We start from the raw sequence: 11188 nt of genomic DNA on the forward strand, positions 1-11188 counted from the left end.
GCGGCCGCACCGGCCGCCGCCGCGGTGGCCGCGCTCGCCTTGGCCGCACCGATCGTGGCGAGGTAGCCGAGCGCCGCACCGCCCAGGACGATCGGGGCGATGATCGCGCGCAGGCCGCCGTTGACGTCGGCGAGCTCCGCCGCCAGCGCCCGGCAGTTCTCGCACTCGTCGAGGTGGTTCTCGACCTGGGCGCGTTCGCGCTTGGACAGCCCGTCGCGGGTCCACGCGCCGAGCCGCTCGGCGCAGGCGCGGCAGCGTTCCTCGTCGTTCTCCTGCAGGTGGACCTGCAGGTACGCCTGGCGCAGCCCCTCGCGGGCGCGGTAGGCGAGCGCGGAGACGCCGTTCGCGGTCAGTCCCAGCAGCGGCGCGACCTCGGCCGGGCTCTGCTGCTCGATCTCGGTGTGCCAGAGCACCGCCTGCCAGCGTTCGGGCAGCCGGGCGAACGCCTTGGCGGCCATCGTCCGCTCGAGCCCGGCGACGGCGGTGTCGGAGAACGGCACGGTCAGCGCCTCGGCGGAGACGTCGGTCATGTCCTCGTTGAGGTCGACCCGGCGTTCCTTGCGCGTGCGGTCGTACGCCGTGTGACGCAGCGCGGTCAGCAGGTACGCCCGGAAGGCTGTGTCCGGCCCCTTCCCGCCACGCAGCGTGTCCAGCACCTTGGCGAACGCCTCGGACACCAGGTCGTCCGCTTCCGAGCTCGACCGGGCCAGCTGACGAGCGAGGTTGTGCGCCGCGCCGGTGTGGCGCTCGTACAGCGGCCCATAAGACTCGATCTTCCCGGCGCGGACCTCGGCGATCAGCTCGGCGTCACTCTTTCCGCTGAGATCGGCGGGAACGGTGGACACGGCACTCCTCGGTCGGCTAGGGCCAGGACCTGCCATTACAGGTGGGTCCGCGGCGCGAGACAAGTGTGACTGACCCTCCCCGGGCCGTCACGTCGTGGTGGGGGTGTTGACTCCGTCGGCGGAGCGAAATCACCCACCTCCGGGTCGCGCCGTGGAAAAGCTTCTTAACAAAACTCGCGAGTACGCGTCACGGCGTCCGCCGGGACACGTCCTCACCGTGAAGCACCGAGCAAGATCGACACGGACCGGACGAAAGGGGCAGGTGGCCTGTGGACGTTCCGGCTACGCGCTCCGGTCCCGGTGACGCCCCGCTCGCCGACCGCGCCCTGCGCACGCTGCGTGCCCGCTGGCGCACGGCCAGCCTGGCCGCCGGCTGGCGGTTCCCGAGCGACTGGGCGCTGCCCGAGGTCGACGCCGTCTGCGCGGCCGTGATGGCCAAAGGGCGCGTCGAAGCCGCCGAAACCGCGCTGGCCGGGCTGGCCCGCGCGCGGGCAGCGGCCGGCGCGGGGCTCGCGGAAACCCTCGCCGACCTGGCCGCACTGCATGCGGTGCTCGACCACGCCGGCGACGGGTTCGTCTCGCCGGACGTCGACGCCACGCCGGCTCGGCTGCTCCGGACCACCGCGCTGGCCTGGGCCGACGTCGCCACCGACCAGCTCGTGCACACCGAGGTCACCGACCCGCTGACCGGCCTGCCGTCGGCCGCCTACCTGCGCACCCGGCTCTACGAGGTCTACCGGGCGGCCGCCGCGCGCGAGCGGCCGGCCGCCGAGGACCACGTGCTGCTGGTCGTGTCGCTCGACCTCAGCACGGTCACCGGGTTCCCGCGGCTGACCGGGATGATCCTGGTCGCGGACGCGTTGCGGGCGGTGTTCGACAGCGGGCAGAGCGTCGCCTCGCTGGGGACGTCCGTCGTCGCCGCGCTGGTCCCGAAGGACGAGCGGGTCGCTTCACACGGCGTCGCGCTGCGAAGAGCGCTCCACGAGCGGCTTTCCGTGGATTCGCAGCTGGCGGACGCCGGCCGGCCCCGGGTGTCCGCGGTGCGCCTGCCCGCCACCCACGAAATGGCGTGCGACCTGCTGGCCCAGCTCGCCCGGGCGTGAAACACGAGAAAAGTCCGGGTCCGCGCGGACCCTTCTGACCCGGATCCGGCGGGTCATGATTTCCTGGTGCGGTGACCCCGACCGTAATCACCGACGTCGACGGCGCAGTCGCGGCCGGCTCGCAGCATCGCCTGGCCCTGCGGAAGTCACTCGCGCGCCTGTCCGTCCGCCCACGGTCGATCCTGATTCTCATGGTCATCCCGCTCTTCGCGATCGGGTACGGCATCTGGGGCTGGCAGCACGACTGGGTGCTCGGCGTCGACAGCGCGGTCTACCGGGCCGGGGCGCTCACGCTGCTGCACGGCGACTCCCTCTACGACGCGAACACGCTGGCCCCCGAGCCGTGGTGGGCGCTGCTGCCGTTCACCTACCCGCCGACGGCCGCGCTGATCTTCGTGCCGCTCGCCGCGTTCCCGACGCAGATTTCCTGGGGCCTGATCACCGCCGTCTCGCTGGCGGCGATGGCGCTGTCGATCCGCATCGCGATCGGCGCGCTGCCCCGCCCGGCCGCCGACGGGCCGCGCTGGTGGGCCTCGCCCGCCCGCTCGACCATCGTGTTCTTCCTGGTCTTCCTCGCCCTCGAGCCGGTGTGGCGGACGATCTTCCTCGGCCAGATCAACCTGATCCTGATGGCCATGATCCTGCTGGACATGCTGGTCATCGGCACGCGGGGGAGCCGCTGGGGCGGCGTGCTGGTCGGCGTCGCGGCGGCGATCAAGCTGACCCCCCTGGTGTTCCTCGGGCACCTCTTCGTCACCGGCCGGCGGATGGACGCGATCCGCGGCTTCGCCACGTTCGTCGTGCTGCAGGGGCTGATGTTCCTGATCAACTCGCACGACGCGGCCAAGTACTGGACCGTGACGCTGCCGGACACCGGCCGGATCGGGCCGGTGCACTGGGCGGGCAACCAGTCGCTCAACGCGCTGATGAACCGGGCCACCGACCTCGCGCCGTGGGCGTCGAAGGCGGCGATGGGCATCGGGCTCCTGCTCGCGATCCCGGCGCTGTGGCTGCTGATGCGCTTCCACCGCAAGGGCCAGGCGCTGGCGGCGGTGCTCGTCACCGCGTTCTGGACGCTGCTGATCTCGCCGATCTCGTGGACCCACCACTGGGTGTGGGTGATCCCGCTGATCGTGCTGCTGGTGTCGCGGCTGCCGAAGACCACCCCGAAGACGGCGTGGAAGCGCTGGGTCGGGACCGGCCTGGTGGCGTTCGTGTTCGTCAGCTGCGTGCTGCTGATCCTGCCGAACGGCCGCAACGTCGAGCTGCACTGGAAGGTGTGGCAGAACATCCTGGGGGACGCCTACATCCTGATGCCGGTCGTGCTCGCCGCGGCGCTGATCCTGCGCTGGGGCCTGCAGCGGCGGGCCAGGAAGAAGGCCTCGGCGCCGGACGAGCATGTCGACGTCGCGACCGGCGTCTGAGGCGCGCACCGGCTGGTTCTTCGCCGGGGGGATCGCGCTTCTCGTCCTCGGCTTCGGTGTCGCCGGCTGGCTGGCCGGGTGGCACCTGGGCGCGGACAGCGCCGTCTACCGCGCCGGAGCGCTGACGCTGCTGCACGGCGACCCGCTTTACACGCGGGACGTGCTGACCGCGCTGCCCGACTGGGTGCGGCTGCCGTTCACCTACACGCCGGCCGCCGCGCCGCTGTTCCTGCCGCTCGTGCTCGTGCCGTCGGGCCTGGTGTGGGGCGTAATCGCGTTTTTGTCGGTGGTCGCCCTTATGGTCGTGATCACGGTGGTTTCGTCGTCGCCGGGGCGCGCATCGCTTCTGGGAAGAAGCCGGTGGGCGCTGCCGGCGGGAACGGCCATCGCGCTGGCGCTGGAACCGGTGTGGAAGACGCTGTTCCTGGGCCAGATCAACTTGATACTGATGGCGTTCGTGGTGCTGGACGTCCTGGTGCTCTCTCTGCGCGGGTCGCGGTGGGCGGGCGTGCTGATCGGCGTTGCCGCGGCGATCAAGCTGACCCCGCTGATCTTCGTGCCGCACCTGTTCTTCACGGGCCGGTGGAAGGACGGGCTGCGGGCCCTGGGCACGTTCGTGGCGCTCGAAGCGGTGATGTTCGCGGTCATCCCGGTCGACGCGGCGCGGTTCTGGCGGGATTCGGCGACCGACCCGAGCCGGGTCGGGTCGGTGCACTGGATCTTCAACCAGTCACTCAACGGGCTGGTCAACCGGGCCACCCACCTGGCGCCCTGGTCGCTGGCGGTGGCGGCCGGGGTGGCGGCGGTGCTCGCCGTGCCCGCGGTGTGGCTGGTCGTGCGGCTGCACCGGCGCGGCGAGAACGCGGCGGCGTTGCTCGTGACGGCGTTCTACGGGCTGCTGCTGTCGCCGGTGTCGTGGTCGCACCACTGGGTCTGGTGCGTGCCCTTGCTGACGCTGCTGGTGGTCAAGGCGCGGTGGTGGGCCGCGGCGGCGGTCGCGCTGCTGTTCGTCTCGCAGATCGTGATGCTGGTGCCCAACGGCGGCGACACGGAGTTCGGCTGGGGCCTGGGCTGGTCGGTCCTCGGCAACGTGTACGTGCTCGCGGCGGCGGCCGGGATCCTGGGGCTCGCGGCGCGTGAGCTACGTCTGGTCCGGCGGTCACCGCAGGTGGTCACCGTTTAGGCTGGTGCCGCTATGGACAAACACACCGGTCTGCCCGTCGTGGGCATGGTGGGCGGCGGTCAGCTGGCCCGGATGACCCACCAGGCGGCGATCTCCCTCGGCCAGTCCCTGCGCGTGCTCGCGGCGGGGGAAAACGAAGCCGCGGGGCTCGTCGCGGGCGACGTCACGCTGGGGCACCACACCGACCTCGACGCGCTGCGGAAGTTCGCGGCGTCGGTCGACGTGCTCACGTTCGACCACGAGCACGTGCCGGGCGAGCACCTGCTGACGCTGGCGATGGAGGGCTACCTCATCCGGCCGGCGCCGGCGGCGCTGGGCTTCGCGCAGAACAAGCTGGTGATGCGCGAGATGATGGCGGGCCTCGGCGTGCCGGGCCCGGCCTTCGCCGAGGTGTCCACTGTGGACGACGTGGTGCAGTTCGGCGGCGAGCACGGCTGGCCGGTCGTGCTCAAGGCGTCGACCGGCGGGTACGACGGCCGTGGCGTCTGGATGCTGGACACCGCGCGGCACGCCCGCGAGACCGTGCCGGAGCTGCTCGAAGCGGGCACGGCGCTGCTGGTCGAGGAGAAGGTGGCGATGCGGCGGGAGCTGGCCGCGCTCGTCGCCCGCTCGCCCTTCGGCCAGGGCGCGGCGTACCCGGTGGTCGAGACGGTGCAGACCGGCGGGATCAACACCGAGGTGCTGGCCCCGGCGCCGGGGCTCGCGCCGGAGCGCGTGCACGAGGCGCAGGACCTGGCGCTGCGGGTCGCGTCGACGCTGGACGTCACCGGGTTGCTCGCGGTCGAGCTGTTCGAGACCGACACCGGGCTGCTGGTCAACGAGCTGGCCATGCGCCCGCACAACTCCGGGCACTGGACCATGGACGGCGCGCGCACGTCGCAGTTCGAGCAGCACCTGCGGGCGGTGCTCGACTACCCGCTGGGCCGGACGGACCTGGTCGCGCCGGCGTGCGTGATGGCGAACGTGCTGGGCGCGCCGGAGCTGCCCGAGATGGGGCCGGACGAGCGGCTGCACCACCTGTTCGCGCGGTACCCCGAGGCGCGGGTGCACCTGTACGGCAAGCAGGAGCGGCCGGGGCGCAAGCTCGGGCACGTCAACTTCACCGGCGAGCGCATGGACGACCTGCGCGACCGCGCGCTGCTGTCGGCGCACTGGCTGTCCCACGCCGTCTGGCTCGACGGCTACGAAATCCACTAGGAGATCAGGTATGGCGCCGCAGGTGGGCGTGATCATGGGCAGCGACTCGGACTGGCCGACCCTGGAGGCGGCCGGTGCGGCGCTGGACGAGTTCGGCGTCGAGTACGAGGTCGGCGTCTACTCGGCGCACCGCACCCCGCAGCGCATGCTGGACTACGCGACGTCGGCGGTGGCCCGCGGCATCCGCGTGATCATCGCGGGCGCGGGCGGCGCGGCCCACCTGCCGGGCATGGTCGCCTCGGCGACGGTGCTGCCGGTGATCGGCGTCCCGGTCCCGCTGAAGTACCTGGACGGCCTGGACTCGCTGCTGTCGATCGTCCAGATGCCGGCGGGCGTCCCCGTGGCGACGGTCTCGGTGGGCGGCGCGCGCAACGCGGGCCTGCTGGCGGTCCGCATCCTGGCGGCGTCGGACGAGGGCCTGCGCTCGAAGATGGCGAAGTTCCAGCGGGACCTGGAGAAGCTGGTCCTGGACAAGGACACGGCCCTGCGGGCGAAGACCGGCCACTAGCCGTCACCACGGCACGGTCTTGCCCTCTCGGTCCAGGAACTCGAGGCCGGGCCGGCCCCGCTTCGCGAGCAGGACGTCGACCACCTTCGGGACGGTTTCCTCCATGGTGAACGGCGCGTCCGGGCCGCCCAGGGCCGTGCGGATCCAGCCGGGGGCCACGAGGACCAGCGCCCGTCCGGTCTCGGCCTGCCGGGCCGCGAAGCTGCGCATGAACATGTTCAGTGCCGCCTTGCTGCCGCGGTAGACCTCTCGTGAGCCGGCCGTGTTGTTCGTGATGCTGCCCTGCCCGGAGGACATCGCGCCGATGAGCCCGTCGGTCGGCACGAGGTCCTGAAGCGCTTCGATGACGCGCATCGGGCTGAGCGCGTTGGTGACCATGACGTCGACGAAGTCGGCGGTCGACACGTCGCCGATCGGAGTCGCCGGGTTGTTCGTCGTGCCGGCGTTGACGAAGAGGACGTCGAGCCGGCGGCCGGCGAGCCGTTCGCGCAGGGGCGGCAGCTGATCGGGCTCGGTGATGTCGAGGTGCTCGACCTCGACGCGCCCGTCCGACGCGTCCGCCAGGTCGTGCAGGGGTGTCCGGGCGGCCGGGTCGCGGACGGTGCCGATCACGTGCCACCCGCGGGCGGCGAGCTCGGTGGCGATCGCGTGACCGAGTCCGCGCGACGCCCCGACGATGAGGGCGGTCTCCATGGTCGTTCCCTTCGGTCGAGTTCCCTCCGAGTCTGTCCACCCGAGCGTCGGCCACGCCCGTCCGGACGGCGGATTTGTAGGATTGCCTCGATAACAGGAGCGTCGATGGCCGAATCCGTCAGTGTGCAGCCCGACGATGTGCGTCTCATCCGCGCGCTCCAGATCGCTCCGCGGGCCTCGTTCGCCTCGATCGCGGTCGCGCTCGGCGTCACCGAGAACGCGGTCGGCCGTCGCTATCGGCGGCTTCGCGCCGAGGGCGTCCTGCGCGTCGCCGGCATCGTCGACCCGGGAGCGCTGGGCCAGAGCAAGTGGCTGGTGCGGCTGCGGTGCCGTCCCGGGAGCGTCGCGGCGATCGCCGACGCCCTCGCGAAGCGCGACGACGTCAGCTGGGTGGGGCTCTGCGCCGGGGGCTCCGAGATCGGGTTCGCGGTGCGGTCGCGGACCCGGGAACAGCGCGACGACCTGCTCGGTCAGCAGCTGCCGCGGACGGCGGCCGTCCTCGACATCCACGCGTCCGCGATGCTCCGCCAGTTCGTCGGCGGTCGCGGGCACTACTGGGCCGCGCTGCGGGGCACGCTGGCTCCCGAGCAGGAAGCGCTGCTCGGGACCGACGGGTCGCCGTTCACGGAAGCGCCGGTCGTGGCCCGTAAGCCCGTGCGCCTGACCGCCGAGGACGAGAAGCTGCTCGACGTCCTCGCCGCGGACGGCCGCGCCGCCCTGGTCGACCTCGCCGCGGCGGCGGACCTCACGCCCGGCCGTGCCGCACGCCGCCTGGAGACGCTGATCCGGCTGCGCGTCGTCCACATCGACGTCGAGATCGCGGCCGAGGCGCTCGGCTACCACGCCCGGGCGAACCTCTGGCTGCGCGTGCACCCCTCGGCGGTCAAGGACGTCGGGCGCACGCTCGCGCAGATGCCGGAAATCGCCTTCGCCGCGGCGGTCTCCGGGTCGTACAACGTCCACGCCGTCGCGCACTGCCTGGACCTCGACGAGCTGTTCGAGTTCACCTCGGACCGGATCGGCTCGCTGCCCGGGCTGCAGAGCATGGAGGTCTCGCCGCTGCTCAAGCACGTCAAGCAGGCCGGCACGCTCCTGTCCGGCGACCGGCTAGCCGGGCAGCTCGCCGATCAGTTGCTGCCGTAGCTCCCGCTTGAGCACCTTGCCGGCGGCGGACACCGGGATCTGCTCGACCACGTGGATCTCGCGCAACCGCTTGTAGGGCGTCACTTTCTCGTTGACCGCGGCCATCAGCTCGTCGGCGTCCAGGGAGCCGCGGGGCACCACGAACGCCACCGGCAGCTCGCCGACCTCGGTGTCGGGCCGGCCCACCACGGCCGCCGCCGCGACGCCGGGCATCGTGATGAGCAGCTCCTCCAGCTCGCGCGGGAAGACGTTGTAGCCCTTGTACAGCAGCATGTCCTTCTTGCGGTCCACGATGGACAGATAGCCGTCGGCGTCGAGGATGCCGACGTCGCCGGTGTGGAGCCAGCCGTCGACCAGGGCGGCCGCCGTCTCCTCCGGGCGGTTGCGGTAGCCGAGCATGATCTGCGGCCCGCGCAGGCAGACCTCGCCCTTCTCGCCCGCCGGGAGCGGGTCTTCGCCGCCCTCGGCCGGGACGACCTTGACCTCGGTGTCGAAGATCGGCACGCCGACCGAGCCGACCTTGCGCGTGCCCGAGCGGTACGTCGGGGAGATGACCGCGCCCATCGTCGCTTCGGTGAGGCCGTACCCCTCGGCGACGACCACGCCCGGGAACCGCTCGCGCAGCGCGTTGATCATCGCGTGGTTCATCGGCGCCGCGCCGGAGCCGATCGACTTCACCGAAGACAGGTCCGCGGTGTGGAACGACGGCGTCGCGAGCAGCGCGGCGAACAGTGCGGGCGCGCCGCCGATGCCGGTGATGCGCAGCCGTTCGGCGTCGGTGACGTACGCCGCCGGGTCGAAGCGGGAGTGCAGGACGATCGTCGTGCCGGCGATCACCGCCGCGTTCAGCCCGCCGATGATGCCCATCGCGTGGAACCACGGCGTCAGGTTGATCGCGACGCCGGTGCCCAGGCGCGTCGGCCACTCGTCCTCGCTGCCGACCTGGTCGAGGGTGACGTCGCCGTGGGCGTCGAGTGCCGGCACCGAACCGCTGCCCCAGCACGCGTGCTGCAGGGTGTTGACCACGACGTTGCGGTGGGAGAGCCGCACGCCCTTCGACCGGCCGGTGGTGCCGCCGGTGTAGGCCAGGTGCGCGAGGTCGTCGTGGATCGCTATGTCGGCTTCGGGGCGCGTCTCCGGGTGGCCGGCCTGGAACGCCTCGAACTCGACGGCGCCGTCAGGCAGGTCGGCGGTGGGGTTCACGACGATGGTCAGCCGTGTCGGGATCCGATCGGCGACGCTCGCGAGCACCCCGGCGACCGGCCCGAACGTCACGACGGCCGAGGCCTCGCAGTCGGCGAGCTGGAAGGCGAGGTCGTCCGGCGGGAGCAGCGGGTTGGCCGGGCTGAACGTCGCCCCGGCCAGCACGGTGCCGTAGTAGGCGACCGGGAAGGCCAGGCAGTTCGGCAGGTGCAGCGCCACGACGTCGCCGCGCCCCACGCCCCGCTCCCGCAGCGCGTGGGCGAAGCGGCAGGCCGCGCGGTAGGTCTCGGCGAAGGTGAGGCTGCGGCCGTCGTGGGCGAAGGCGGTCCGGTCACCCCAGCGGGCGGCGCCCGCGGCGATGAGGGAACCGACCGGGGCTTCGGGGTAGTCGAGGGAGGCGGGCAAACCGGGCGGCGTCGTCGGCGCGGTGAGCGGCATCACCCGACGGTACGAGTTGTGCGGTCAACGACACAAGGACGAGGGCGGACGGGTGCAGTGAACGAGCGCTAACATCGATGAAACCCTCCCGACGTCGTAGAGAAGGTGACCGGAAGTGACCGACGGCCTGTACCAGCTTGCCGAAGAGCACGAGGAGCTGCGGGCCGCGGTCCGGGCCCTGGCCGAGAAGGAGATCGCGCCGTACGCGGCCGAGGTCGACGAAAACGAGCGCTACCCGATCGAGGCGTACAACGCGCTGGTCAAGTCCGGGTTCAACGCCGTCCACATCGGCGAGGAGTACGACGGCCAGGGCGCGGACGCCGTGGGCGCCTGCATCGTGATCGAGGAGGTCGCGCGCGTCGACGCGTCGGCGTCGCTGATCCCGGCGGTGAACAAGCTCGGCACGCAGCCGATCATCCTGTCGGCTTCGGAAAGCGTGAAGAAGCTGGTGCTGCCCTCGATCGCGTCGGGCGAGGCTTCGGCGTCGTACGCGCTTTCGGAGCGCGAAGCCGGCTCGGACACGGCATCGATGCGCACGCGCGCCCGGCTCGACGGCGACCACTGGGTGCTCAACGGCACCAAGGCGTGGATCACGAACGCGGGCGAGTCGTCCTGGTACACGGTGATGGCCGTGACCGACCCGGACGCGGAGAAGAAGGCCAACGGCATCTCGGCGTTCGTCGTGCACAAGGACGACCCGGGCTTCTCGGTGGGCCCGAAGGAGAAGAAGCTCGGCATCAAGGGCTCCCCGACGCGCGAGATCTACTTCGAGAACTGCACGATCCCCGAGGACCGCATCATCGGCGAGCCGGGCACGGGCCTGAAGACGGCGCTGCGCACGCTCGACCACACCCGCCCGACGATCGGCGCGCAGGCACTGGGCATCGCCCAGGGCGCGCTCGACGCGGCCATCGCGTACGTGAAGGACCGCAAGCAGTTCGGCAAGTCGATCGCGGAGTTCCAGGGTGTCCAGTTCATGCTGGCCGACATGGGCACGAAGATCGAGGCGGCCCGCCACCTGGTGTACGCGTCGGCGGCGGCTTCCGAGCGTGGGGACAAGCGGGCCGGGTTCATGGCTTCGGCTGCGAAGGCTTATGCGTCCGACATCGCGATGGAGGTGACCACGGACGCGGTCCAGCTCTTCGGCGGGGCTGGGTACACGCGGGACTTCCCGGTGGAGCGGATGATGCGGGACGCGAAGATCACGCAGATCTACGAGGGGACCAACCAGATTCAGAAGGTTGTGATGGCTCGGGCTCTGCTCAAGGGGTAGTTCGGCACCTTCGGAGCGGTCAAAGGACTAGTCCGGCACCCCGAAGCCCCATTGTGACTACGGCCGGCGGTGCCGGGTCATCGACGCGGATCCGACGGGGTGCATCGGTGGAGCAAACTCGACCGATGCCACACCCTCGTCGGTGATCCAGCTCCTCAAGGATGCTGGCTGCGACCAC

The 11188-nt window shown here is 71.6% G+C and carries 10 protein-coding genes; 7 read left to right on the plus strand and 3 right to left on the minus strand.

The genetic code is table 11. The features are described from left to right. On the minus strand, nucleotides 1-845 hold an 845-nt coding region (locus tag AB0M83_RS47300), incomplete at its 3' end, for a sigma-70 family RNA polymerase sigma factor (RefSeq protein ID WP_364528975.1). Nucleotides 846-1114: 269 nt separating this feature from the next. Here AB0M83_RS47300 and AB0M83_RS47305 point away from each other — a divergent pair. The 5 genes from AB0M83_RS47305 (at nucleotide 1115) to purE (ending at nucleotide 6260) form a co-directional block, all read left to right on the plus strand. Beyond that, nucleotides 1115-1948, plus strand: a complete 834-nt coding sequence (locus AB0M83_RS47305; protein WP_364528978.1) for a GGDEF domain-containing protein — start codon at nucleotides 1115-1117, stop codon at nucleotides 1946-1948. Nucleotides 1949-2019: 71 nt separating this feature from the next. Further along, the gene (locus AB0M83_RS47310) at nucleotides 2020-3372 is read left to right on the plus strand and encodes a glycosyltransferase 87 family protein (RefSeq protein WP_364528981.1); all 1353 of its coding nucleotides are present in this window, start codon (nucleotides 2020-2022) and stop codon (nucleotides 3370-3372) included. Then, nucleotides 3347-4555, plus strand: coding sequence for a glycosyltransferase 87 family protein (locus tag AB0M83_RS47315; protein WP_364528984.1), 1209 nt, complete (start codon nucleotides 3347-3349; stop codon nucleotides 4553-4555). Before AB0M83_RS47310 ends, AB0M83_RS47315 begins: the two co-directional genes overlap by 26 nt. 12 nt (nucleotides 4556-4567) lie before the next feature. Further along, on the plus strand, nucleotides 4568-5752 hold the full coding sequence (locus AB0M83_RS47320; protein ID WP_364528987.1) for a 5-(carboxyamino)imidazole ribonucleotide synthase: 1185 nt from the start codon (nucleotides 4568-4570) through the stop codon (nucleotides 5750-5752). A 10-nt stretch (nucleotides 5753-5762) separates the two neighbouring features. Continuing rightward, on the plus strand, nucleotides 5763-6260 hold the full coding sequence (gene purE, locus AB0M83_RS47325; protein ID WP_364528990.1) for a 5-(carboxyamino)imidazole ribonucleotide mutase: 498 nt from the start codon (nucleotides 5763-5765) through the stop codon (nucleotides 6258-6260). Nucleotides 6261-6263: 3 nt separating this feature from the next. Here the strand turns inward: purE and AB0M83_RS47330 are convergent, their stop codons facing one another. Then, nucleotides 6264-6953 (minus strand): SDR family NAD(P)-dependent oxidoreductase, encoded by a 690-nt coding sequence (locus AB0M83_RS47330; RefSeq protein ID WP_364528993.1) that lies wholly within the window; start codon nucleotides 6951-6953, stop codon nucleotides 6264-6266. Between the two features lie 105 nt (nucleotides 6954-7058). Here AB0M83_RS47330 and AB0M83_RS47335 point away from each other — a divergent pair, with 105 nt between their 5' ends. Continuing rightward, nucleotides 7059-8096, plus strand: a complete 1038-nt coding sequence (locus AB0M83_RS47335; protein ID WP_364528996.1) for an Lrp/AsnC family transcriptional regulator — start codon at nucleotides 7059-7061, stop codon at nucleotides 8094-8096. On the opposite strand, the gene AB0M83_RS47340 is transcribed toward AB0M83_RS47335, so the two are convergent. After that, nucleotides 8061-9737 carry an AMP-binding protein gene (locus tag AB0M83_RS47340; protein WP_364528999.1) on the minus strand — a complete coding sequence of 559 codons (1677 nt, stop codon included), beginning with the start codon at nucleotides 9735-9737 and terminating at the stop codon, nucleotides 8061-8063. The genes AB0M83_RS47335 and AB0M83_RS47340 overlap by 36 nt on opposite strands. 115 nt (nucleotides 9738-9852) lie before the next feature. Here AB0M83_RS47340 and AB0M83_RS47345 point away from each other — a divergent pair, with 115 nt between their 5' ends. Further along, complete coding sequence (locus tag AB0M83_RS47345) at nucleotides 9853-11010, plus strand: acyl-CoA dehydrogenase family protein (protein ID WP_364529002.1); 1158 nt, start codon at nucleotides 9853-9855, stop codon at nucleotides 11008-11010. Nucleotides 11011-11188: the final 178 nt, after the last annotated feature.

Origin of the sequence: Amycolatopsis sp. NPDC051106, from assembly GCF_040682775.1 — a bacterium.
In the GTDB taxonomy this organism is placed as follows: domain Bacteria; phylum Actinomycetota; class Actinomycetes; order Mycobacteriales; family Pseudonocardiaceae; genus Amycolatopsis.